Origin of the sequence: Nostoc sp. (genome assembly GCF_036917355.1) — a bacterium.
Classification (GTDB): domain Bacteria; phylum Cyanobacteriota; class Cyanobacteriia; order Cyanobacteriales; family Nostocaceae; genus Nostoc.
The window spans coordinates 126,868-151,275 of record NZ_JBALDP010000030.1 but is presented as its reverse complement, the minus strand read 5'-3'; the positions used below and the strand labels follow the sequence as shown (position 1 = coordinate 151,275).

Sequence of the window (24,408 nt, the reverse complement as noted above, 5' to 3'; positions counted from 1 at the left end):
AGTAGGTTATTTTGAGCGCTTAAGGTGAATTCTAATAATAAATTTACCATAGCCAGTTGGTTTCGACTTCGCTCAACCAACTGAGCAGTCGAGAGTTGAGCGTTCGCGTAGCGTCTCGCAGAGAAGTCGAAATTCGTCAACAGAGGTATTTTTTTATGAGAAATTACCTAAGCGCTAACTACGAGCTTATTTCCGCTCAATATACCTTTGCCACATCTGCTCATAAGCCTTCTCCATCTCACGGGTAAACTGTTTGCCATTCCACAACGGTGCTGTTTGCCGCGATGCTTTCAGCTTCAGAGTGACTCGCTGACGTAAAGCCTCATCTTTCCCCAAGCGCACACCCCATTCTATATACTCTTCATCAGTCCAAGCAATACCTTCTGTAATACCCGCATTCATCATCATGGTGTAGCTATTACGGGCTGCAAATTGTTCACCAACTCTTGTAACTAAAGGGATACCCATCCATAATGTTTCTAAGGTTGTTGTCGCTCCATTGTAGGGAAATGTATCTAATACAATATCAGCAATGCCTAAATTAGCACGATGAACTGACTCTAAATAAACTTGTGGTAAAAATCGTAACCGAGAACAATCTACACCTTCTTCTTCGGCAATTTGGTAAAAGAAGCGTTTAATTGTTTCTTCCTCAGCAGGCCCTTTAATCAAAAAGTAACTGTTCGGTACTTGTTTAATAATTTGCATTTGCCACTTTGTGGTTTCTGGATGGCGCTTATATCCTCTTTGGGCGCTGAGATAGACAACGGCATCCATAGGAATATCCAAGTCATCGCGGCGGAGAGTTGGTACACCAACTTCAAAACCATCTACTGCTATGTAAGTTTGGGGTAATCGCCAGATTTTTTCTGTATAGTAATCTTGTGCATCATTTGGTAGTACATAAGGATCTGCGATAAAATAATCAATTGCAGGTATGCCTGATGCATCCCATCCCAGCCAAGTAACTTGAATTGGTGCTGGCTTGAGTGCCATAACTTCACTGGTAATATCTAGAGTGATACTGTCAAGGTCAATTAAAATATCAATTTCATCTTGATATATCTGGTCAGCAATTTCTAGACCATTCATACCTAATTGACGAGCTTTTCCTGCCTGACCTAGATACCACTCTTGGAGATAGTCATTGACTAATTGATAGTTCACAAAATAAGTATGAATATCAAATTTATCTCGATTATGATGCTGAAATAGCCAGCGAGCTAGCCAACCAACAGAATGATTCCTTAAAGCGTAAGATACATAACCAATTTTTAATTTTTTAGTAGGGGAAGATAAATCTCGGTTATTGATATTTTCATGACAATAATTTTTTCTTTCTGATTGTCCAAAAGCTTTAATATAAAAGTTAAAAATTTCAGCTACCTGATTATGAATAGCTCGAAAATCAGCAGGAGTATCTTTAATGTGAGGTATCGCAAAAGATGGCGTAAGCAACCGTAAAATTCTTCCTTCTTCTAAAGGAATTCGTTCAGATTTAATAAATTGTTGAAACACTGTTTCCAATTCTTGACAAGTTGTACATATCTCTTGCCAATATCCCCCAGCTGTCATTAGACCTCTTAACAGTAAATGGAGTGCAAAAATTTTATCAGCCAATCTTTCTGATAAGGAATAACATAATCTAGCTGTCTCTATTCCTTGAGAATAATTACGAGCGTCTTGATAAAAAGTCGCTAAGTGCCGCAAAATTTCTACATTATTTGGCTCCAATCGTAAATGCAATTCTAGCAGAGATGCTGCTAGTAAAGGCTGCCGCAAAGTATGGCCAATTTGGATAGCAGCAGGAAGCAGTAGAGAGAAGCATTGATGAGTTTCAGTGAAATAAGGAAGACTAGCTTCTATTAAATTTAGATTAATTGGATGTAATGGGACAGTATTTAAAAATTCTTTTAAAAATTGGATTAATAATTCGGTATTGATTTCTATATTTTCTTTTGCATTTAAGCTTTCAATTAATCCCCAATCATTCAAATTATCAATTTCTTCAAATTTTTCCAATTTGATAGAAAGTATAAGGATTTGAAGCAAATTATTTAGATCGCCAGGATTAATTTCTCGTATATGTTGGCGAATTAGCCAAGCTAGAGAATATTCTGCCAGTATCTCGCGTCTTTCAGCTTCTATTTGTAAAAATTGAAATAGTTCATTTATCCAAATTGATAATTGTTCTTCATCTGCCTCTGTTATTGGCAGCATCCAAGTCATTTGAGCTTCTGCTTCTTGCCCTTGTAATAGCATTAGTAACCCTAAATGCCAATAATAAGAGATAGTATTTGGTTCTATTGCTATTGCTTGTTCGTATAACTCTGCTGCTTGCGAATATTTTTCTTGAATGAAGTATTGTTCAGCTTGATTTTGCCAATTACATATATCAGTAATCATTGTAATTCTCTGAGAAAGTTTTATGAAGAATATACTTGTGAACAACTCACATAATGAAAATAAAGTGGATAGAAGCATCTACCCACTTTGGAAAATATCTAGTTGAAAGACAATTTATATACTGTTTGTCCTTGGTTACTTAGCCAAAGAGATGTAACTGCTGGGACAAGTAGGTTGTCCAGGAGTGGTGCCAATTGTAACGGCACTTGCATTTGTACCACCGTTAACCATAGCGCTGTTAGATTCACACAAAACAGCTACGGTAGTAGCTTCACTGGTTGCTTGTTGGGTTGTCACCTCTACAGCACCAATATAGGCTTTGAGAGGCGCACTGGTATTTATTACTGTTGCTCGGTTGTTTATTGAACTAGCGTCTCCACCACTAACAGCCGTATATGTGTAGTTTATAGTTTGTGTTGCAATACCAAGACCTAAAGCACCAATTGAAGTTGAAAATGTACTATTTTCTAGGTAATAAGCTTGTTGAGCGCGGTTCATAGAACCTACGTAGGTTTTAGCTTCTGACTGCTTGGCTTTGTTGGCTTGGTTCAAGAAAGAAGGTAGAGCGATCGCAGACAAAATACCGATGATGATAATTACTACTAGCAATTCAATAAGTGTAAAACCCTCATTTTCATTCTTTTTGTTGAGGATGTGTTGGAGAAACTTGGCTTTTAATTCGGTTTTCATAAGTGTTTTCCTGGGGTAGGAAGTGCTTGGGTGTTCTAGATGTAACTTACCCAGCTGCGATCGCTTTCCTATCACCTCCAGAAAAAAAGTTTGGGGAGATACAATTACATAATCCAGAATCCTGGCATCCGAAATGACACAAACATCACTAAATCCCTGCTGTTGACCAAGGTTGAGATTCTCAACTTCGATTGTGGAAGCGCCTTATTCAAACTCAGGTGGCCACAGTTCTGATATTGCTAGTTCCCAACCTGGCAGCAAGTCTGGTAGTGTGAGGATGTCGCCATTCTGCATCACCACTGGAGCTTGATTTATTCGATAAACCGTTACTGTCAAGTTGTCAGGGTCAATCAATATACCGACTGTAGACCCAAGTTGCAAGAATAGCTGAATCTTCTCTTCAAGCGGTTTAATTCTGTCACTTTTAGATTTAATCTCTACCATTAGGTCTGGAACTAACTCTACAAAGTCGCGCTTGGTCTTCTTTAATCGGTCAGCCTTAACAAAAGACACATCAGGGGCACGCAAGTTTCTTTTTTCTGAGTCGTCCTCTTCTATTCTAGGTAATATGAAGCCTGCGCTAGAGCCAGTCACTCGCCCAAGCTTGCGCGACATTACCCAAATATTCAAGAAGGTACTCAACCGAGTGCCAATTTCCTCTGACTCGTAATCTGATGGCCCCATAACTACGATTTTCCCCTCTACCAGCTCCATCTGCCATTCTGGATGCTCAGTTTGTAGCTGCTCTAAGTCTGTAATAGTAAAAGACATAACACGACAGCAAATACTCTTATAGTTATCATAAATACTCCTCGCACATCAAGCGGCAACATCTGAGCGCTGTCTCTGTATTCCCAATTTTTCTAACTTGCGATCGCTTCCCACTTGGCATAGCCAATCACAGTTTGTTATGCTATATTAAGCGTAGTCGTTATGAGTTCATATATTTGCATGACTAACCCAACTGTAGAAAACTTAGTAATTATCGGTTCTGGCCCAGCAGGGTACACAGCCGCCATTTATGCCGGACGCGCTAACCTGAAACCCGTTGTATTTGAAGGTTTCCAAGCCGGGGGATTACCTGGTGGGCAACTAATGACAACGACAGAAGTTGAGAATTTTCCTGGGTTTCCTAAAGGAATTACCGGGCCGGAACTGATGGATCAGATGAAGGCGCAGGCGGAGCGTTGGGGGGCTGAACTATATACTGAAGATGTTATCTCAGTTGACTTGAGTCAGCGTCCATTTACAGTGCGATCGCAAGAAAGGGAAATTAAAACCAACAGCATCGTTATTGCTACGGGTGCAACAGCAAAGCGTTTAGGTTTACCCAGCGAACATGAATTTTGGAGTCGGGGTATCTCCGCTTGTGCAATTTGCGATGGTGCAACACCAATTTTCCACGGCGCAGAATTGGCTGTGATTGGTGCTGGCGACTCGGCGGCGGAAGAGTCAATTTACCTCACCAAATACGGTTCTAAGGTAAATATGTTGGTACGCACCGATAAAATGCGGGCTTCTAAAGCCATGCAAGACCGCGTTTTGAACAACCCAAAAATCCAAGTGCATTGGAACACAGAAGCCGTGGATATCTTCGGTAATGGTCACATGGAAGGGGTGAAAGTCCGCAATACTAAAACTGGTGAAGAGAGCCAACTGCACGCTAAGGGTTTATTTTACGCCGTTGGTCATAGTCCCAATACCTCTTTATTTAAAGGACAATTAGAACTGGATGAGGTAGGTTACGTTGTCACTAAGCCCGGTTCTGTAGAAACCAGTGTAGAAGGCGTTTTTGCTGCTGGTGACGTACAAGATCATGAGTTTCGGCAAGCAATTACGGCTGCGGGTACTGGCTGTATGGCGGCAATGTTGGCAGAACGCTGGTTGTCATCTAGTGGCTTGATTCAAGAATTCCATCAACAACCAGAAACAGCAGATAATGAATTAGAACATCAGCCAGCCAAAAAGACTGAAGCTGAGGAAGAAGCAGGATTTAATTTGGATGGGACGCGCCATGAGGGAGGTTATGCTTTACGGAAATTGTTCCATGAAAGCGATCGCTTACTCCTTGTTAAATACGTCTCTCCTGGTTGTGGCCCTTGTCATACCCTGAAGCCAATTTTAAATAAAGTGGTGGATGAATTTGACAGCAAAATTCACTTTGTGGAAATTGATATCGACAAAGACCGAGATATTGCTGAAAATGCTGGTGTGACAGGAACGCCAACAGTTCAGTTGTTCAAAAATAAGGAACTGGTGAAGGAAGTCAAAGGCGTGAAGCAAAAGAGCGAATATCGCCAGTTGATTGAAAGTAATCTTTGAGATAGTAGGTATTGGGCAGTTCCCAATACCCAATAACCTATAGCCCAATACGCTTGGGTTATAGGTTATTGGTGTAGATAATTGGTATTTTCAGACGCGATTTATCGCGTCTCTACATCAGGATTTTGTTGTCATCCTGAACTGTATTGCACTATAGCCGATAACTTTACTGCTCATTTTTTGCATCTTGAAACAGGTGCAAAGAATGAGTCTAACTCCGAAATAGAGCTAATTAATATTAATTATCTTGATGACGATCGCTTGTATCTTGCTCATTTTCTAGTATCCGTGCAATCAGCATATCTGGTTTTCTACTAATAACAGATTTAACTTTATCAATAGCAATTACTTCACTGATTTTCACAACCATTTCCCAGAAAGTATCTTCCTCTGTATCTTTGTTGTAAGTTCTATGTTTAAACCACAACAAATCATCCCAAACTCCGATAATTGTGGCGAAATACCACTTATCCCTTACTAGTATCCAGATTTCTTGTTCTAAGTAAGTCTGTAGAAGAGGTTTCACAATGACTAAGATAATAAAAAATATTGTGCAACATATTAATTAAGTATCAACAGCTAAGACAACAGTTAAAATACTGAAGAGTCAAAAAATCAAAGGCTGCATGATCAAGATGACTGATTCGTTGATAAAGATTATCGCGAATAATATTGTAGTACTCTGAATCGTGGTTAAAAGCTTTGGCAAAAATCAGGCATAATTTCACCTCTAACTCGGTCTAGCTCTGTATCCAGCGTTAGATAGTCAGACTTTTATTCAGGATGTTAACGCAATCCCCTATCTAATATGTAAAATGGTCAGCGTATCAAGCTTTGCTTCAGGCGATCGCTTTATGGCCATTACAAAACGGCGACTACCGACATTTTTGCAGTTTGGCAAAAGTCTCAATCTTTCCCAAAAACTCATGCTCATCGGGTTAGCCATTACCCTATTTTTCATCTTCCTGGCATTTTTCGCTCCCGTATTACAGGCTTGGGGATGGCTGCAAAACCCGAAAGATTTTCTCTCTAATCCAATTCACGAGCCACCCTCAGCTAAACATTGGTTTGGTACTAGTCGCCTCGGCTATGATGTGTTCTCTCGGACATTATTCGGCGCTCAAGCTGCTTTGCAGGTGGTGATTTTGGCAACGGCGCTGAGTATGATTATCGGTGTGCCTTTGGGGATGCTGAGTGGTTATCTCGGCGGTAAATTGGATAAAGTGCTGCTATTTATTATGGACAGCATTTACACTCTACCGGGACTACTGCTATCTGTGACACTGGCATTTGTGGTGGGGCGTGGGATATTAAATGCAGCGATCGCTATTAGCATTGCCTATATCCCCCAATATTATCGCGTTGTCCGCAACCACACCGTGAGCGTGAAAACTGAAGTGTTCATCGAAGCTGCTCAAGCAATGGGCGCTTCTACTTGGGTTGTGCTTTCTCGTTATCTGTTTTTCAACGTCATTCAAAGCGTACCCGTCCTATTTACACTCAACGCCGCTGATGCAATTTTGGTGTTGGGCGGTTTGGGCTTTTTGGGGCTAGGACTTCCCGAAGAAGTGGCAGAATGGGGACATGATTTAAAGCAAGCCTTAGAAGCTCTACCCACTGGCATTTGGTGGACTACACTTTTCCCTGGTTTAACTATGACATTCATGGTGGTAGGGTTATCACTACTTGGTGAAGGGTTAAATGAATTTGTCAATCCCCGATTACGGAGAGAAAATAGAATCCGACAGTAATCATTGGTCATTAGTCATTGGTCATTAATTTTAGACAAATGACAAAAGACAAATGACTAATGACAAATAAACAATACAGAGATTTGTATGAAAGATAATCTAACGTTAATTGCTGCCGCTACTGGCGGGTTTATCCTTTCCGTTGCTCTTGCTGGTATCTTAAGAGGTGCGCCAATTACAGCTTGGCAGGAGCAATCGAGTTTTCGGACTACAACTGTTGCTAATTTACAGAGAGCCGAGTTGAAAGCCCCGCATCTTCAAATCGGTGATGAAAGCAACTTACACTCAATAGAATAAAAAATTGAGTATTTTTTCGCGCCAAGATGCTAAGTATAGATTTACTAGAAAATAATGGCGAATTGAGGAGTGAAATTGAAACGCACAGGAGCGTAGAGGTAAGCGCAAAGGATACGCAAAGGTTTGCTAGCTGAGGATTTTAAAGTGGTGAGTTCTCAAGTAATTGGCATTGATGTCGGGGGTACAGCAATTAAGCTGGGACGTTTTGCAGATGATGGTACTTGTCTGCAATCTTTGACTATGGTATCTCCTCAACCAACAACGCCGGAAGCAGTCTTGGCGGTGCTGGTAGATGCGATCGCTCAAATCGATCCAGATAATCAAGCTGTTGCCATTGGTGTTGGTACTCCTGGCCCATCCGATGCCGCAGGACGCATTGCCAAAATCGCTATTAACTTACCTGGATGGATCGATGTGCCTTTAGCAGACTGGCTAGAAGCTAAAACTGGCAAACCGACTGCGATCGCTAATGATGCTAATTGCGCTCTTTTGGGAGAAGCTTGGCTGGGAGCCGGTCGCCACTTTCAAAATCTGATTCTGCTAACTTTAGGTACTGGGGTTGGTGGCGCAATTATCCTTGATGGCAAACTATTTATTGGACATCAAGGAGCCGCAGGGGAATTGGGTTTGATTTCATTGAATCCTGATGGTCCAATTTGTAATAGTGGCAATCGAGGCTCTTTGGAACAATATGCCTGTGCTACTGCAATTCGCCGCCGCACTCTCAAGGAACCCATCGAATTGGGTTTTCTTGCCCAACAAGGAGATGCCGCAGCATTGACTTTTTGGCAAGAATATGGTGTGAATTTGGGAATTGGTTTGACGAGTTTGATTTATGTACTCACACCACAAGCGATCGTGATTGGTGGCGGTATCAGTGGTAGCTTTGAGTTTTTCTTACCAAGTGTGAAGGCAGAAATTGAGAAGAGAGTGCAGCCTTTATCACGAGAGGGTTTACAAATATTGCCAGCGGAGTTAGGCAATTTTGCAGGAATAGTAGGTGCAGCAAAGTTGGCATGGCAAAACTATTTAAGATTTTAAATTATGATTCAAACAACCCCAGCTAGAGACATCTGTCTTTACAAATTAGAAGAAAAATTGGGTTTGCAACTTCCTACAGAGATCAACTTTTTTACAGAATAGGCAGAGAATTTAGGATTGCGGATAAAATAAGTAACGCGATCTGCAACTTATTCTTGGAACCCTTCTCCCCGAAATGGAAAGAGGCTTAGATTATTGCTGAAGCTCCTACTACGAGGTAATTTAATTAATTTTATATTACGTAACATAGTTAATTTTATTCTTGCCCACTTACTTAGCAATTCTGACTGATGGTGAAAAGTAAGTGAAAAGCCAATACAGTTCAGTTAAGAAAAATGTAGGTTGGGTTAAGCAAAGCGCAACCCAACAAAATCCAGGAAATTTTGAGTTTCGTTCCTCAACCCAACCTACACAGCTTAAGATTTTTGGCGCTAACCCAAGCGTATTCAGTGAAAAGCAACTATTTAAAGCTTGAATAAGCGCTATGTAATGTCAGAAGATGCAGTAAAGATGTTTTTCTGGCAAAAATCATAAAATGAGTATGTTATTCACAACCAAAGCCAGTCCAATGACTAAAGGCTTGAAGTATCAGCAAAGAGTCAAGCAAACTTTTACCGTAATGCTAATAAGAGCTAGCCATCGCTACGTACTCGTGGCATTAATATTCAGCTTGATAATTCTTGCCTGCATTAACATCTTAAAATCTAGCCAATCTTCAGTCACCGAGTCTCCTATTAACAGTAAAGTCCTGAAGATTTGGTCAGATAAAGGTTACACTTTGGAAGAGGATGAAGCGCTCCAGAAGATCGTTAGTAACTGGGAACAACAAAGCGGCAACAAAATTAAACTTACTTTCTATACTAACGATGAATTGCCACAAAAGACTCAAAGGGCACTTCAGGCAGGTAATTCGCCCGATCTCGTCATAAATAGCAGTGCTGAGAGGGAGCTGTATCCACGTCTTGCCTGGGAAGGTAAACTGGCAGATGTCTCTGATGTAATTGAGCCAGTTAAAAGTATTTATTCTGAAGGTGTTCTGGAAGCAGTTCGTTTATATAACAACGTTGATAAGAAGCCGAGTTATTATGCAGTCCCAATTAATCAATTAACAATTCACATCTTCTACTGGCGAGACTTACTAGAGAAAGTAGGTCGAACTCAAAGCGATATCCCTAAAGATTGGGATGCTTTCTGGGAGTTTTGGAAACAAGTGCAGGATGATTTGCGCGCACAGCAAAAACAGAATATTTACGGATTAGGTTTTCCTTTCTCCACTGGTTCTACAGATACCTACTACTTGTTTGAGCAGATTTTAGAGGCATACAATGTCCAAATTTTAGACTCCAAGGGTCAACTTCTACTCAACGATCCCAAGGTGTATCAAGGTATTGTTAAAAGCTTAGAGTGGTATGCGAAATTTTTCCAGCAGGGCTACGTACCACCAGATGCAGTAAACTGGTTAAATCCAGACAATAATCGCAGCTTGCTCAATCGTGGCGTGGTTATGACGCCTAACAGTTCACTTTCGATTCCTGCTGCTGTGCGCCAAGATTCTGACACCTATCGTCACAAACTTGGTATCCTAGAATTTCCGAACAAACCTAATGATAAACCGATGCGCTTCTTAGTCTCGATTAATGAAATAGTTTTATTTGCCGAGTCTAAAAACCAGAAGATAGCCAAAGATTTTCTTGCGTATTTAATTAAACCTGAAATAATAGGAAACTATCTCAAAGCTACCGGAGGTCGGTATCTACCAGTAATGAAGCCTGTTTGGAAAGACCCCTTTTGGACAAATCCAGCAGATCCTCATCTTTCCACTGCAACTCAAACACTAACTAAAGATACTCGCCCATTTTATATTGTTCAAAACCCTGCTTACAGCCTAGTTTTAGAAGAGAATGTTTGGGGTAAAGCTCTCAATCAAATAGTTGTCAATAGCATATCTCCAGAAGAAGCCGCAGACACGGCAATTGAGCGGATAAAACAAATTTTTGATGAATGGCAGTGAGCTATATGCAATTTTAGAATTAGCACCTTACCACTAAAGTTACAATTTTCTTCTTATATAACTCTACAAAAAAGATGATTCAATAGCTAGGCTAATTGAGCAAAAATTTCTACAAACCATTTTTTAAGATTGAGAATATATAAATCTGTTTTTCAACTTTATTTTTACCTTGTTGTGCTACACAATAATTTCAAGACAAAGAATATCCTGTTGCTTTTTGAACGTATTTCACAACTTTTTCATAAGATTCAGGATTACTCACAGGGTTGATGATAATAGGAATAGTGCCATCTGGCAACCAAAAAGTTATCCTGCCGTTCGGTTCATGACAAAAGGAACTGATGCAGTTGAGATTAATGACATATTCATTTTTTTCGTAAATTATTTTCACCCAGTGGGCACGATCTAATTCTAATCCTGTCACACATTCTAAATAATCGAGAATTTTTTGATAATCTTCCAGGTTATTTTGTGGGTTAATTACTATGGGAATGGCACTATCGGGTAGCCAAAAAGTAACTCTGCCATTCAGTTCATAACAAAAAGCATGGACACGTTCAAAATTTACTACATATTCTTTCCTCTCGTAAAGGATTTTCACCCAGTACGCCACAACATCTCCTCAAGTCCGAAATTTACGAATGATGCACCCTGGATGTCCAAATCTACTGAAGTCTTAAGTTAATGTTGTTATGCACTAATTCAAAATCTAAAAAATTAATTTTGAATTACGAATTACGAATTGTTATGACACCTCCAATGGTGTTGGTGTGCTAGATGTCGAAAGAGAAAGAGCGATCGCTGTTTGAATGAATCCTTTAAATAAGGGATGAGGTGTACTAGGGCGTGATTGAAATTCTGGATGAAATTGGCAAGCAAGAAAGAATGGGTGCTTGGTTAATTCCACAATTTCAACTAAACGTCCATCGGGAGAAGTACCACTGATCGCATAGCCAGACTTTAACAACAAATCGCGGTAAGCATTGTTGAACTCATAGCGATGTCGATGCCGTTCATAAATCACATCTTCTTGATAGAGCTTAAAAGCTAAGGTATCAGGGAGAACACGACAAGGGTATAGTCCCAAGCGCATTGTACCCCCTAAATCCACAACTTCCTGCTGTTCTGGCAATAAATTAATTACCGGATCAGTTGTGTAAGGGTCAAATTCGGCACTATTAGCACCTGTTAATCCCCCTACGTTTCTGGCCCACTCAATCACAGAACATTGCATTCCCAGGCATAAACCCAAGAAGGGAATTTGGCGATCGCGGGCGTATTTAATGGCGGCAATTTTGCCATCGACTCCCCGAACCCCGAAACCTCCTGGTACAACTATGCCATCGACACCCTGAAGATAATTTTCGGCTGGTTCAGTTTCTAAATTTTCTGAATTTATCCAACGCAGGCGCAGTTTGCCATAAGTAGAGATTGCCGCATGGTTCAGCGCTTCCACTACAGATAGATAGGCATCACTTAACTGCACATATTTACCAACAATGGCAATTTCTACCTCGTGTTTGGGACTATGTAACCGTTGTACCAGGGTTTGCCACTGCGTCAAATCTGGTTTACGTTGTTCCATTTGCAGCAAGTTCAGCACTTGTTCTGCCATTCCTTCCCGTTCTAGATTTAGCGGTACTTCATAGATACTTTTGGCATCTTGGGAAGTGATAACGCATTCTTCCGGTACATCGCAAAATCCCGACAATTTCTGCTTTAATCCCTTGGGTAAAGGGCGATCGCTCCGACAAACTAAAATATCTGGTTGAATACCAATGGATCTCAGTTCTTTAACTGAATGCTGTGTCGGCTTAGTTTTCATTTCACCCGCCGAGGCAATCCACGGCACCAGCGTGACGTGCATATACAAAACATTCTGGCGTCCTACCTCTTTACGGAACTGGCGAATTGCTTCCAAAAACGGCAGTGATTCAATATCTCCCACCGTCCCGCCGATTTCTGTAATTACTACAGAAGGATTGGTACTTTTAGCAACTCGCAGAATCCGCTCTTTAATTTCATTGGTAATATGAGGAATTACCTGTACAGTACCGCCATTGTAGTCTCCGCGCCGCTCTTTATTGATCACTGCCTGGTAAATCGAGCCAGTAGTCACACAATTTAAGCGTGACATTGAGGTATCGGTAAAGCGTTCGTAATGCCCCAAGTCCAAATCTGTCTCTGCACCATCTTGGGTAACGAATACTTCCCCATGCTGAAAGGGACTCATCGTCCCAGGATCGATATTGATATAAGGGTCGAGTTTGAGAATCGACACCGAATATTCGCGCGACTTGAGCAAACGCCCTAAACTTGCTGCTACAATGCCCTTACCAATACTGGAAACTACGCCTCCAGTAACAAAGATAAACTTAGTCATAGTATTTTGAATTTCTAACAACTTCTAAAAATACATCCCGTCATTGTGCCACAGTTGTTGTGGTGTCATCTTCTGTGATTTGCTGTGAAAAACCTCTTAGGATTAGTAATATTAGGCTGTATTCTCACCTCCTCAGTTGCATTGGCAGAGCCATCTCTTATAGTCGTTTTTCCTCAGACAAACTACCAGACAAGTGCCCAAAAAATCTTCTTTCTGGGCACTGCACCACCAGATGGTCAGGTTTTGATCAATAGTAAGCCAATTACCCGCAGCAAAGCTGGTCATTTTTCGCCTAGTTTCCCCTTGCAGTTGGGGGAGAATCTTTTTACTGTGCGTTACCACAATCAAGAACTTAAAATTAAGGTGATCGGGCTTAACGCTAGCCCTGAGCTACCACAAGGGGTAGCTTTTGCGAAAGATTCCCTGACTCCTGCAGTTGATATTGCCAGATTACCAGGAGAAGTAATTTGTTTTAGTGCGATCGCACCCCCTAACGCTAATGTCTCTGTAATCCTGGCTAATCAAACTATTGCCCTTTTACCACAACCTCAACAAGCACAACTACCAAGTAATTTGGCAGCTTTGACAGGTCAAAATCAGCCTCATGCCCAGTCTAGCGTAGGCAACTATCAAGGTTGCACCACAGTGGCAACAGCCGCCGATCTGGGAAAACCTCAATTTCAACTGACGCTTAACGGCAAGATGATAACTCAACCAGGATCTGGTAAGATTGAAATCCTCTCAAGATCGCAGTTGCCAGTTTCTGAGGTTACAGTAGAATCAGGCGTTGCTCGTACTGGCCCTAGCACCGATCATTCTCGACTTACACCACTGCCCAAAGGCACACGCGCAACAGTTACAGGTAGGGAAGGTGAATGGTTGCGCCTAGATTATGGCGCTTGGATTAATAGTAAAGAAACCCGCATTCTACCCGGTGCAGTTCCGCCACAGACAATAATTCGCAGTGTCGGATACCGTCAACTCCCTAGTGCGACAGAGATAGTTTTCCCCTTGCAAGTTCCCGTACCCGTGAGCGTACAACAAAGTGAGCAAACTCTCGCTCTCACTCTCTACAATACCACTGCCCAAACAGACATAATTCGCCTGGATGACAACCCCCTAATTAATCGCCTAGACTGGCAACAGGAAGCCCCAGGACAAGTAAAATACACCTTTAACCTCAAAAAAGCTCAACAGTGGGGATACAAGCTGAAATACGACGGTACAACCCTGGTTTTGGCTTTGCGTCATCCGCCTAAAATCGGGAACACAAGACGCAAGCCTTTAGCTAATTTCAAGATTGTACTAGATCCAGGGCATGGCGGTAAAGAAACTGGTGCCAGTGGGCCAACTGGATATTTAGAAAAAGATGTCAATTTGGTAGTTTCCAAGTTGTTGCGGGACGAATTGGTGAAGCGAGGGGCAACGGTGGTGATGACGCGGGAGGACGACAAGGAAGTTTCGCTAGTAGAACGTCAGGCAATTATCAGTCAAGAAGAACCTGCGATCGCAATTTCCATACATCACAACTCCTTACCAGATGATGGCGATGCCGAAAAAATCAAGGGATTTGGCGCATTTTGGTATCAACCCCAAGCACACAGTCTCGCCATATTTTTACAGAACTATGTAGTCAAAAAACTCGGCAAACCTTCTTATGGTGTGTATTGGGATAACCTGGCGCTGACACGTCCAGCAGATGCGCCATCGGTGTTACTGGAATTGGGTTTTATGAGCAATCCCGATGAATTTGAGCAGGTTGTCAACCCAGAAGAACAGAAGAAAATGGCAAAAGCGATCGCTCAGGGGATTACTGAGTGGTTTAGGAGTGTGAGATAGATTTGGAGGTACAACACTAGTTCTACCTTGGTGGAGTGCGATCGCTCTTCTTAAGCTAGTTCCTACTCAATCTTGCGATCATTCTTTGTTCGAGCTTTTTGACTTACACGATAGGGTTATGCTGCGTATACTTTGTACAAATGTGCTTTACTCTCCTGATTTCAAAATCAATATAGTAGAGTAACACGAGCAGTTAGCGTTTCAATAGGCAACTTGAAAAGACTCAAGATAGCTATAGAGACAGCTTGATGTATCAGCGTATTGAGACAAATCAGAAATTATCGTCTTTTTTGATAAATGTAGTTTAATATTCACCTTTCGAGTGAAATATGGATAATTACCATTATTAGCTTCGTTCATAAGTTTTTGAAGGAAATAAAATAAAAACTCAATCTCAAACTTACCTCTAAAACTTTTTTGTCGAATGTTGGATTGGAGATCAGATACCTTAATATCTAGTTCCCGTTGAGGAATAATAGATACATTTGGAAACATGTCATATAAATCATCAATTGTATATTTTACTGTGATTTTATCTAAGTCAATATGCACAAATTGCAATACACTAAGCCCCGAAATGTTTAACTTACTAGACTGCTCTCTTTGACAAGCTATCCAAGCATTTAGCAATTCTACTGCGTTATGAAAATCTTCTTGTAGTTTCGTATAAAGAGAAATACATCTTTGAAAATTTTCATCTGACTCGGTTAGCTTAAATTCACTTCTCAAAATTTCAGAAAAGCATTGAACTGATGTATAGAAGTTTTCTACTGAGTAACAAGGTGTTTCATATATCCTATTCAAACTCGTCTCTTTTATTGATATATCAAAATCTTTATCTACAAAATAAGCCGCTTTAACATTTGCATAACGTTTACGGGATGAGAGCATTCTGTGAACATCTAAAACACCCTCCTTACCATTGCAGCTAAGGTAAATATCTTTCTCAGGTCTTGTGACGTTCTTTATTCTAATCCCATAGTACTTACTATCTTCTCCCTCAAAGAAGCAATAAAGTGCAGAATCATACTGCTTGTAAAGTCTAGTAAATTCAGCAAATATGACGACAGCTTTTCCACGCGAAGCTCTTAAATTGTCTACTGACATTCATTCCTCTCGCACAAAAATATCTAGATCATTGGCATTCAAATCTAACTCGTTATCGAAGATAAATGGGGAATGAGTGACTGCTACAAGTAGCCTACATTTCCCTGACTTCAAAATATCCGGAAGTAAAAGCTTTTGCCATTCAATAGATAGTGATAATTCTGGCTCATCAAACAGTAGAATAAAGTCCTCGGAGGACTCCAAATAAATCTTGGAAAAGAGTGAGATGATTTGCTTTTCTCCGGATGAAAGGTTTCTAATCTCAATCGGGCTGATATTTCTAGTTTGTACTATAGATATATCTACATTAGCTTCATCATAAATAATACGTTTTTTATTTAAATACTCGTTGCATATTGTGGCCAATTGGTTTATGGACTCATCTTTTTCTTTTTGCTGTTCATACAAACCAACTAATTTTGATAAAAAATAGACGAGCTGATCATATTGAGGAGAATTTATTTCTCCTGAACTTACTAGTTTTTCAATTCTCTCCCTATCAGATTTTGATATATTTTTTTCGCCAACACGACTTAAAACTATATTCAACGTGTCAGGCTGAATGCTGTCTCTCATTTCTTGATTAATTTCAATTCCCTCAACAAACTGAGTTAAAATTTCACCCGTTACTTTTGAAAAGAGATTAAGTGCTGAGTCTTTAATGGCTTTTTTTATCTCATCAAACTTGCCAATGACATCATTCATTCCGAATTGAATAAGCTTACCTTCTCCCTCACTAAAGTTCAGGCGCTCAAATCTCTCTTCTTCATACCCCAAGTTCTTTATATCTTCTTCGATCCTCCTATATGTTGGAAAATATAGAATAGTTTCATTTAGATTTTCTTGAATAGTTTTTATAATTTTATCGATTTTACTTTTTTGATCTCCTTCTTGATCGCGTCTAAGTCTCAAATCAATTTCTTCTGCTATTTCCATATATCTGGAGGGTAAAGCATATTTCGCTATCAGTTCAAACAACTGTCTGCGAACGAGTTCAGACGATGAACCTTTTTTAACCTCCATCCTCAATCTATCTATTTCTCGGCTAGATAAATACGGTCTGAGCAAAGAAATAAATTCAAAAATATCACCTTGATAATATGACTTTAAATCAATTTTTTTTATCTCGACACTGACTCCAGATTCAAACTCAAGAATTACTGAATCAAAATCTATAGCCCTTAACTTGTGAAACTTGCAAGAAATTGAGTAGTATAAAGCATTTAAAATAGTAGTTTTCCCTGAACCATTTTCTGCAATCAGAATAACGGCTTCCTTCTCAAAAGGAATTTTTACATTCTTAAAACCAAACAAGCCATTAATCGAAAATGATTTTAGCTGACTTGAATTCAAATGATCACCTAGCAACATAACTAGAAGTTCCAGTAGCTAATGATTAAGATAGTCGAAAAATAACTCAAGTGGATTATTAATGAGTCTTTTGACAGTAAACAGCTTCTTAAGGATAGCTAATAACTGCTTACTCAGCATAATGCTCTACTGAAAACTCGTTACACAGCCCTATTTTCTACTTCAACGGTAACTTAAGTGTTGTTGTACGAATAAGAGGAGACTCTCAAAACCTTTGATATCGCTGGACTGTGCCGACCAATGGTCAAAAATGCCGTGCAAAAGTTTCTTACTTTGGTCTTTGTTCAAACTTTTTTACAATTTGCTTTGAGGCAATCGCTACAGGGTTTGAAGGATTAGCTTATTTTCTTATGGTTTCCATTTAAACACAGATGCGATCGCCCCACTGCCAAACCCAAAAAATGGAGCCATGCAGAAGATAGCAAAAACAGCTCTCAAGTTCTTGAAAGGTGCGTTGGCGTAGTCCGTCGTAGACATTGCTGATTGCCTTCTACTCAAAAGCTAGTTGAAGTCTGTGGTAAGCTTTTGCCTGTAATTACTAAGTTTTTCGGCTTACCATAACTTAGTAAATATTACTCTACATCTGGATCGATACCCATTGCCCTGAGCCGTTCTGCTAATTGTGCAGCTTTTCGTTCTGCTTGCTCGGCTCTATGCCTTTGCAACTCAGCTTCTTCTTGACCAATCAGTAACAGATTTCCTTCTAAATCCCACCAGCGCAACCAAAATTGCTCAGGATTATTCAAGTAGCTTCCTTGCCATAACCCTAGTTCTACTCCTAAAGGAGGAATTGGGTAGTGACCTCGCTCATTAGGCTGCATTTTGTGGTAAGAAAAATCTACCAGGTGATAAACCTCCAGTTTGTCATTACTAATTTCATAAATGGCATAGTAGGGAATTCGGATTATTCGCTCATATACCCAGAATTTACCTGGTTTTGCGCCTTCCCGACTACCAGCTAGAGGTAAAGGAGTAACATCTCGTTCTTCATCGCCATTACCACTAGCTAGTTCTACGGCAATCAATGGCGGTATGTATTCCCGCCACAAAACATAGGAGCGGCGGTTTTTGCCATCTAGCCTTGGTGGTACACCAGGGACATAAAACCAATCCGGTGCTGCTGCTCCTTTTTCTGGTGGTTCAGTCTCTCGCCAGTAAATACCACAATCCTGACCAATGCAATACTGTCCATCTGGATGTAAGCGTTGCAAAACTTGAGCAATTGAGTCTGTCAAAATGACGGTTTGGGGATGCTCTTGAAAATTTTTCACAAACGTACCATCAGACTCTGGTAGTTGAGTGTGATCGGGAAACTGAGGCGGTATGGCAATATCAGCAAGTGTTTCACTCATACTTTGAAAAGTATTGCAGCTATTTATTTAGTGCTTTACGCTTCCCATAATGTATTACAACCTAGTATAACACCTTGCTATATCTTGATTTCAGTGCTTTTACCCTGCCAGAACCGCTTTGATTGCGGATAGAAATATATGAAATCTTATATTTTGAAACTGTATGTATTTTAAGATAGGCGGTATGGTGGGAGCGATCGCTATTTTATTGAGTAATGGCAGTGCGCTCGCTGAAGATGCACAAAGATATATCACTGTAGGGCATGATAAATTAGGAAACAGTGTAGCTCTGGATACGGAAACTATAAAAGGCACTACATACAAGCTTTACGGAATGTATGGTGATGGCATTTTCGAGACTACATTCCATGCTTCGTGCAAAGAATCGCGGCTTTTTCGGAATCGCATTGCCATTTATGGTTCGGAGGGACAGCTACTTCAAGAGGATGGAGAAAAAGGAGAAATACCTTTTGTAGCTAATTCTTCACCAGGCAAAGGAATGCAAATTGTTTGTCAAAAGATTGGTGCAGATGGTTGGTAGGTTAAGTAGGGAGTGGGAAGTGGGGAATGCCCCATGCCCAATCCCAGTGCCAGGTAGAAAATACTAAGGACAAAACAACGTGTCACGCGTATCTCGTCCTGTAATCGGATTAGTCCCTTTGGCAAGTTTGCACAATTTTTTTTGCTCATCGGGACGCAGCAGCGTATCGGTAAAATCTGCCCCGTCAATGATTGCACCATCAAATCTGGCGTTAGCAGCAAAGGCACCCTCCAACAGTGCATTTGTCAAATTTGCTCTGACTAAACGAGCCGAGTCTAAAGTGGCATTTCTTAAATCAGAACCCTCCAAATTCGCAGACTCCAAATTTGCTGCAAAGAAACTGACACCGTTCAAATTAGCGTGACTGAAGTTGCTCTGGCGAAGATTAGCTTTAGTAAAGCTAGAGTCTGTTAAATCACGTCCTGAAAAATCAGCCTCGACCAAAATTTCCTTATTATATTCAAGTGCCAAAGCTGTTGGAGCAAAACCGACCGTTGCGGTGATGGCAATTATTCCCCACAGGAATAAGCTGAGTATGCTTGCCCAAATGTGATGGTCTGTTTTATACTTCAATCTCAACTTTGTTCGGGATAAGTCGAGTGTAGAACCCGTTGTGCGTAGGCGTAGACCGCCGCAGGCATCGCTTAACCTAGAATTCACAGAATTCATCATATTTTTAGTCAATGGCTAACCTTCCTCCATCTCATTATCCAGATATTGGTTCATTAGGAGAAGACCTAGTAGCGCAATGGTTGCAATCTACTGGTTGGATAATTCTTCATCGTCGCTTTTCTTGTCGCTGGGGGGAAATTGATATCATCGCTGAATATGATAGAAAAGCAGAGGCAGCAGGGGAGCAGGGGAGCAGAGGAGCAGTAGGAGAACTCAGCACTCAGCACTCAATATTGGCATTTGTTGAGGTCAAAACCCGCAGTTCAGGTAGTTGGGATGCCGGGGGAAGAAGCGCAATCACTCCACAAAAGCAAGCAAAAATCTGTCGTACAGCTGAAACATTCTTAGCCCAGTATCCTGAGAAGGCAGATTATTCTTGTCGATTTGATGTTGCTATTGTCTACTGTCAAAGGATATCAAAAAATCTGACTGGGGTTACAGCAAATCAGGAAGCTCTAGCTACTTCATCAGTACCCGGATACAAGTTTAAGCTGCAAGAATATATTCTGGCAGCTTTTGACTCTTTAATTAATAATGGTTAATTGGTAATCGATAAAATATCTTAATTACCAATGACCAATAATTTTGTAGTAGCGTTACAACTAATATAGTCTCACGCTAAAGTTTCTGGACAGTAACCTAAGCCCCGGACAAACTGCTGCCGGAACGCTTCAATTTCGTCTCTTTCTGGGCTACCGTGAGAAACGATCGCTACCTGATAACGACGCATCACATCCACAGGGCACTGTCCAGCTTCCAAACTCCAAAGTGCCATTTGCACCCTCATTGGCGGTTCGTAGCTAATTCCTAATTCATTTAGAAAAGCCCGAAAGTCGCCATCTTCTTGGGGCGAGACTTGACCTTTGAGTTTGATCCTAACCACCCAGCCATCAATTTGATGAATTACGGTGACGAACGAAACTGGTGTCTGGGGTCTAGCGTGGAGGTGTTGAACGACCCTCAGGGTTAGACTGGCATTTGCCAGATAGTACAAGTATTCCATGTTTGTTGGTGCTTGGGATCAAAGCCAATCCTACATATCTATATTCGTCAATCAGTGCCTGTTCCCGGTAGGGTAAAAGCCCCCGTTTTTAGATGGGGAGGTTTACCCAATTTTTATGTTAATTTTTCCGTGTTACTTAATAGTAACAATCTTATAGCCTAGCGGCAAAACTGAGTAAAGATGCCTTAAAGTTCCTTTAGAAGGTAAAACTTAACTCAGCCTTTTTAAGAGAGTATAAATACTAAATAAACCAAAAACTAGTACAAGTCAATTTGAAAGATACATCTAGCCCACAAGAAAAAAATTTGGAATTAGATTGCTCGGTAGCTGGCTATGACTACGAACTACCTCCAGAACTCATTGCCCAAAACCCAGCAGTTCCTAGAGATAGTTCGCGGTTACTGGTAGTTGATTCTCCGACTACAGGCATCGAAACAGCACCTCTACACCATATTTTCCATGATTTGCCTGCACTGCTGCGCTCTGGTGATTTGTTGGTTATGAACAATACAAGAGTCATTCCAGCGCGGCTTTATGGTCATAAATCCACTGGTGCGAAAATCCAGGTGTTGCTGTTGGAAGAACGGCAGCATAACTGTTGGTTAGCTTTAGTTAAGCCAGGAAAAAGCTTCAAACGGGGAGCGAAGATTGTTTTTACAGCAAGGCAATTAGGAATTGAGGATTGTAAAGATTCTTCCCTAGTACCCAGTCACCAACTCACGGCTACGGTTCTAGAAACAGATGCAGCTACCGGGGGGCGTTTGTTGCAATTTGATGTACCAGAGGGTAAGACTTTGGTGGAACTGTTAGAGGTATTTGGTGAAGTACCGTTACCACCATATATCACTACCTCAGAAGCTGCTGATGAGCAGTATCAGACAGTTTATGCTAAACAGCCAGGAGCGATCGCAGCTCCGACGGCAGGATTACACTTTACCCCAGAATTATTACAAAAGTTGCGCGATCGCAAAATCGATCGAGCTTTTGTGACGCTACACGTTGGTGTCGGCACTTTTCGCCCTGTGGAAGTGGAAGATGTAACTACCCATCAGATGCATGAGGAATGGATTGAAGTTCCCGCAGCTACAGTAGAGCAAATCCGCGCCACGAAAGCTGCTGGCGGTCGAATTATTGCTGTGGGAACAACGGCAGTACGGGCTTTGGAAGGGGCGGCTCAATCGGGTAATTTACAACCATTTTGCGGAAAAACAGACTTGTTTATTTATCCCGGCTACCAATGGCGGGTGGTGGATGGTTTGATTACGAATTTTCACTTACCGCGTTCTAGTTTGTTGATGTTGGTAAGTGCCCTAATTGGCAGACAACGATTATTGAATATATACAACGAAGCGATCGCTTTTGGATATCGCTTTTATTCATTCGGTGATGCCATGCTAATTTTGCCGTCAGCTACGGGAGCGGGGAGTGGGGAGAGAGGCGATTAATCGCGTCTGTACAAGAGTTAGGAGTTAAAAGTTGGATAATTGGGAATTTTTTCTTTCGTGGTGGGTACTCTGACTTATAAGAGGTTAAAAATAAGTACAGGTCTGCTATTAATGTCTGAAAAATACCTATTTTCTCATTGGTTAAATTTATTTTGTCAGGTGACACTCGGTGGCTGTTCTGCATTTTTGCTCTTGGCTGCACCGACAATTACTAATTTCCCAGTTAGCAAGCTGCTGGCAGAAACTGCAATTTCTCAGGATCTCGAAGCAGCTAGCTTTTTCCAGCAAGGAGTTACGCGCTATAACCGCCAAGACTTACAAGGTGCAGAATATGCCTTTCGCCAAGCGTTGCGACGAGATCCTAACCTTGGAGCAGCACGAAATTATCTCGGTAATATATTGATAGAGCAAAATCGCCTAGATGTAGCTTTACAAGAATTTACAGAGGCGATAAAAGTTAATCCCAATTCTAGCGAAGCTTATTACAACTTAGGGTTAGTGTTGCACCGACAAGGAGAAAAAGATGCAGCAATTACCGCTTATCGCCAGAGCTTGGCGATAGATTCCACAAGGGTGGCAGCGCTGTATAATCTGGGTTTGTTGCTATACGAACAAGGAAAGTCAGAGGAAGCGATCGCTGCATACCAAAAAGCAATTAATCTAGATAGCAGCAATGCCAATGCTTATCTTAACTTAGCGATCGCCTTGCAACAACAAGGTCAAATCGAGCCTGCGATCGCCAGTTATCGCCAAGCTTTGAAGCTAGATCCTAAAAATGCCGCAGCCTACAGCAACATGGCAAATTTGCTAGCAATGCATGGTCAAGCTCCTGAGGCTATTTCTGTTTATCGGCAAGCTATTCGCCTAAATCCAAAAAGTGCCTCAGCTTACTATAACCTGGGAGTAACTTTATATAATCAGGGCGAATTCAAAAAAGCCAGTGGAGTTTTGAAACGCGCTCACAATGAATATCGCGAGCAAGGTAACATTGAACAAGCCCAGAAAATTGAGCAGTTAATGCAGCAAATTGCTCAGAAAACTGGGCAACAGCAACCTCAAGCCAGTCAAACAGCTACTCCTTCTCAGAGTTCAGATTCTACAGTACAAACACCTGAGCCACAGACGCCAAATCAATCAGAAATGCCCGCGAACCCTGGCGATGTGCCTGTCTCAGTTGAACCACAATCCACTTCAACAAATCCCGGACAATAAAAAACTCAGAGTTAAGGCGATTTGCCCTCATCCCCCAACCTCTTCTCCCAATTTTGTGAGAAGAGGAGCCAATTTCAAAGTCCCTCTCCCAAGCTTGGGAGAGGGATTTAGGGTGAGGGCTTTTGATTCATGCAGTAAGCCTATTCTCTACTTAAGGTTAGGCTTGAATAAAAGTTGCATATGGCATAACTCCTAACTCCTAACTTTTTTAAATCGGCAAACGATTAATATCTTTATTGCAACCAATAACAACCATTGCTGAACCACGCTCTAAACGCTTGGTAGCATCAGGATTAATTTGAAATTTCCCATCCTGGCTTACTGCTAGTAAATTTAAACCATAGCGGTTACGAAGTTGAAGTTCGGTGATGGTTTTACCGTGAAATTCATCAGGCACAATCAACTCTACAATACTGTTATCTGGGTCGAGGTCAAACCGATCTAGAATTGCTGGTTTGGTAAGAGTACGCGCTAGGGCACAACCCGCTTCATACTCAGGAAAAACAACATGATCTGCTCCTACTCGCCGCAACAGTTTACGGTGAACTTCACTAGAAGCTTTAGCAACTACATGAGGTACACCAGCCTCTTTCACATTTAGGGTGGTTATGATACTTTCTTGAACGTAGTTGCCAATCGCGACAATTACAGTATCAAATTCAAAAATTCCAGCTTCTTTGAGTGCGGCTGGTTCTGTAGAGTCTAGTTGCAAAGCATGACCAACTATTCCCTCAGTTAATGCTTCTGAAACTCGTTTTTCATCAATATCTGTTGCTAGCACTTGATAACCAAAATTGTGCAGCGTGGAACAGACAGACCTACCAAAACGACCTAACCCAACTACAGCAAATTGCTGGTTATCTTTACGTAAACTGCGAAAAAAACTTAATGATGACAGATTCACCCTTTTTATCCTTATGATGGCTCCCTGTATTTAGGGCAAAAAACGGTTATACCGCTTGAAT

23 protein-coding genes are annotated in these 24,408 nt (G+C 41.1%); 10 read left to right on the top strand and 13 right to left on the bottom strand.

The window, feature by feature from the left end:
- Nucleotides 1-186 precede the first annotated feature (186 nt).
- The 3 genes from V7K53_RS08990 to V7K53_RS08980 form a co-directional block, all read right to left on the bottom strand.
- Nucleotides 187-2,406, bottom strand: coding sequence for an O-linked N-acetylglucosamine transferase, SPINDLY family protein (locus V7K53_RS08990; protein WP_335197189.1), 2,220 nt, complete (start codon nucleotides 2,404-2,406; stop codon nucleotides 187-189).
- Nucleotides 2,407-2,541: 135 nt separating this feature from the next.
- Nucleotides 2,542-3,096, bottom strand: a complete 555-nt coding sequence (locus V7K53_RS08985) for a type IV pilin-like G/H family protein (RefSeq protein ID WP_335197188.1) — start codon at nucleotides 3,094-3,096, stop codon at nucleotides 2,542-2,544.
- Nucleotides 3,097-3,300: 204 nt separating this feature from the next.
- On the bottom strand, nucleotides 3,301-3,867 hold the full coding sequence (locus V7K53_RS08980; protein ID WP_335197187.1) for a Uma2 family endonuclease: 567 nt from the start codon (nucleotides 3,865-3,867) through the stop codon (nucleotides 3,301-3,303).
- A 180-nt stretch (nucleotides 3,868-4,047) separates the two neighbouring features.
- On the opposite strand from V7K53_RS08980, the gene trxB reads away from it, so the two are divergent.
- Entirely contained in the window at nucleotides 4,048-5,418 is a 1,371-nt protein-coding gene (gene trxB, locus V7K53_RS08975) for a thioredoxin-disulfide reductase (RefSeq protein WP_335197245.1), read from the top strand.
- Between the two features lie 238 nt (nucleotides 5,419-5,656).
- Here trxB and V7K53_RS08970 read toward each other — a convergent pair whose 3' ends face one another.
- Entirely contained in the window at nucleotides 5,657-5,944 is a 288-nt protein-coding gene (locus V7K53_RS08970) for a hypothetical protein (RefSeq protein ID WP_335197186.1), read from the bottom strand.
- Between the two features lie 328 nt (nucleotides 5,945-6,272).
- Between V7K53_RS08970 and V7K53_RS08965 the strand changes: the two genes are divergently transcribed.
- The 4 genes from V7K53_RS08965 to V7K53_RS08950 all read left to right on the top strand — a co-directional run bounded on the left by V7K53_RS08965 (nucleotide 6,273) and on the right by V7K53_RS08950 (nucleotide 10,518).
- Nucleotides 6,273-7,169 carry an ABC transporter permease gene (locus tag V7K53_RS08965; RefSeq protein ID WP_292726601.1) on the top strand — a complete coding sequence of 299 codons (897 nt, stop codon included), beginning with the start codon at nucleotides 6,273-6,275 and terminating at the stop codon, nucleotides 7,167-7,169.
- Nucleotides 7,170-7,256: 87 nt separating this feature from the next.
- Nucleotides 7,257-7,466, top strand: coding sequence for a hypothetical protein (locus V7K53_RS08960; protein WP_335197185.1), 210 nt, complete (start codon nucleotides 7,257-7,259; stop codon nucleotides 7,464-7,466).
- A 144-nt stretch (nucleotides 7,467-7,610) separates the two neighbouring features.
- Nucleotides 7,611-8,507 (top strand): ROK family protein, encoded by an 897-nt coding sequence (locus tag V7K53_RS08955; RefSeq protein WP_335197184.1) that lies wholly within the window; start codon nucleotides 7,611-7,613, stop codon nucleotides 8,505-8,507.
- 541 nt (nucleotides 8,508-9,048) lie between these two features.
- The gene (locus tag V7K53_RS08950; RefSeq protein ID WP_335197183.1) at nucleotides 9,049-10,518 is read left to right on the top strand and encodes a sugar ABC transporter substrate-binding protein; all 1,470 of its coding nucleotides are present in this window, start codon (nucleotides 9,049-9,051) and stop codon (nucleotides 10,516-10,518) included.
- Nucleotides 10,519-10,708: 190 nt separating this feature from the next.
- On the opposite strand, the gene V7K53_RS08945 is transcribed toward V7K53_RS08950, so the two are convergent.
- Nucleotides 10,709-11,131 carry a hypothetical protein gene (locus V7K53_RS08945; RefSeq protein WP_334844543.1) on the bottom strand — a complete coding sequence of 141 codons (423 nt, stop codon included), beginning with the start codon at nucleotides 11,129-11,131 and terminating at the stop codon, nucleotides 10,709-10,711.
- A 132-nt stretch (nucleotides 11,132-11,263) separates the two neighbouring features.
- On the bottom strand, nucleotides 11,264-12,901 hold the full coding sequence (locus V7K53_RS08940) for a CTP synthase (protein WP_335197182.1): 1,638 nt from the start codon (nucleotides 12,899-12,901) through the stop codon (nucleotides 11,264-11,266).
- An 84-nt stretch (nucleotides 12,902-12,985) separates the two neighbouring features.
- On the opposite strand from V7K53_RS08940, the gene V7K53_RS08935 reads away from it, so the two are divergent.
- Entirely contained in the window at nucleotides 12,986-14,740 is a 1,755-nt protein-coding gene (locus V7K53_RS08935) for an N-acetylmuramoyl-L-alanine amidase (RefSeq protein WP_335197181.1), read from the top strand.
- Nucleotides 14,741-14,941: 201 nt separating this feature from the next.
- On the opposite strand, the gene V7K53_RS08930 is transcribed toward V7K53_RS08935, so the two are convergent.
- The 4 genes from V7K53_RS08930 to V7K53_RS08915 all read right to left on the bottom strand — a co-directional run bounded on the left by V7K53_RS08930 (nucleotide 14,942) and on the right by V7K53_RS08915 (nucleotide 18,570).
- On the bottom strand, nucleotides 14,942-15,847 hold the full coding sequence (locus V7K53_RS08930) for a DUF4435 domain-containing protein (protein ID WP_335197180.1): 906 nt from the start codon (nucleotides 15,845-15,847) through the stop codon (nucleotides 14,942-14,944).
- Nucleotides 15,848-17,218: an AAA family ATPase gene (locus tag V7K53_RS08925; protein WP_335197179.1), complete on the bottom strand. Its 1,371-nt coding sequence runs from the start codon at nucleotides 17,216-17,218 to the stop codon at nucleotides 15,848-15,850.
- A gap of 348 nt (nucleotides 17,219-17,566) precedes the next feature.
- Nucleotides 17,567-17,695: a hypothetical protein gene (locus tag V7K53_RS08920; protein ID WP_335197178.1), complete on the bottom strand. Its 129-nt coding sequence runs from the start codon at nucleotides 17,693-17,695 to the stop codon at nucleotides 17,567-17,569.
- Nucleotides 17,696-17,790: 95 nt separating this feature from the next.
- Entirely contained in the window at nucleotides 17,791-18,570 is a 780-nt protein-coding gene (locus V7K53_RS08915) for a Uma2 family endonuclease (RefSeq protein ID WP_335197177.1), read from the bottom strand.
- Between the two features lie 163 nt (nucleotides 18,571-18,733).
- Between V7K53_RS08915 and V7K53_RS08910 the strand changes: the two genes are divergently transcribed.
- A complete protein-coding gene (locus V7K53_RS08910; protein ID WP_335197176.1) occupies nucleotides 18,734-19,111 on the top strand; it encodes a hypothetical protein in 378 nt (125 codons plus the stop codon).
- Nucleotides 19,112-19,174: 63 nt separating this feature from the next.
- Here the strand turns inward: V7K53_RS08910 and V7K53_RS08905 are convergent, their stop codons facing one another.
- Nucleotides 19,175-19,780, bottom strand: coding sequence for a pentapeptide repeat-containing protein (locus tag V7K53_RS08905; protein WP_442940476.1), 606 nt, complete (start codon nucleotides 19,778-19,780; stop codon nucleotides 19,175-19,177).
- A 14-nt stretch (nucleotides 19,781-19,794) separates the two neighbouring features.
- Between V7K53_RS08905 and V7K53_RS08900 the strand changes: the two genes are divergently transcribed.
- Nucleotides 19,795-20,325: a YraN family protein gene (locus V7K53_RS08900; RefSeq protein ID WP_335197174.1), complete on the top strand. Its 531-nt coding sequence runs from the start codon at nucleotides 19,795-19,797 to the stop codon at nucleotides 20,323-20,325.
- A 71-nt stretch (nucleotides 20,326-20,396) separates the two neighbouring features.
- On the opposite strand, the gene V7K53_RS08895 is transcribed toward V7K53_RS08900, so the two are convergent.
- Nucleotides 20,397-20,786, bottom strand: coding sequence for a hypothetical protein (locus V7K53_RS08895; RefSeq protein ID WP_012412259.1), 390 nt, complete (start codon nucleotides 20,784-20,786; stop codon nucleotides 20,397-20,399).
- A gap of 245 nt (nucleotides 20,787-21,031) precedes the next feature.
- On the opposite strand from V7K53_RS08895, the gene queA reads away from it, so the two are divergent.
- Both queA and V7K53_RS08885 read left to right on the top strand, forming a co-directional pair.
- Complete coding sequence (gene queA / locus V7K53_RS08890) at nucleotides 21,032-22,231, top strand: tRNA preQ1(34) S-adenosylmethionine ribosyltransferase-isomerase QueA (RefSeq protein ID WP_335197244.1); 1,200 nt, start codon at nucleotides 21,032-21,034, stop codon at nucleotides 22,229-22,231.
- A 111-nt stretch (nucleotides 22,232-22,342) separates the two neighbouring features.
- Nucleotides 22,343-23,443, top strand: a complete 1,101-nt coding sequence (locus V7K53_RS08885; protein WP_335197173.1) for a tetratricopeptide repeat protein — start codon at nucleotides 22,343-22,345, stop codon at nucleotides 23,441-23,443.
- Between the two features lie 208 nt (nucleotides 23,444-23,651).
- On the opposite strand, the gene V7K53_RS08880 is transcribed toward V7K53_RS08885, so the two are convergent.
- Nucleotides 23,652-24,347 (bottom strand): potassium channel family protein, encoded by a 696-nt coding sequence (locus tag V7K53_RS08880; RefSeq protein WP_322639626.1) that lies wholly within the window; start codon nucleotides 24,345-24,347, stop codon nucleotides 23,652-23,654.
- Nucleotides 24,348-24,408: the final 61 nt, after the last annotated feature.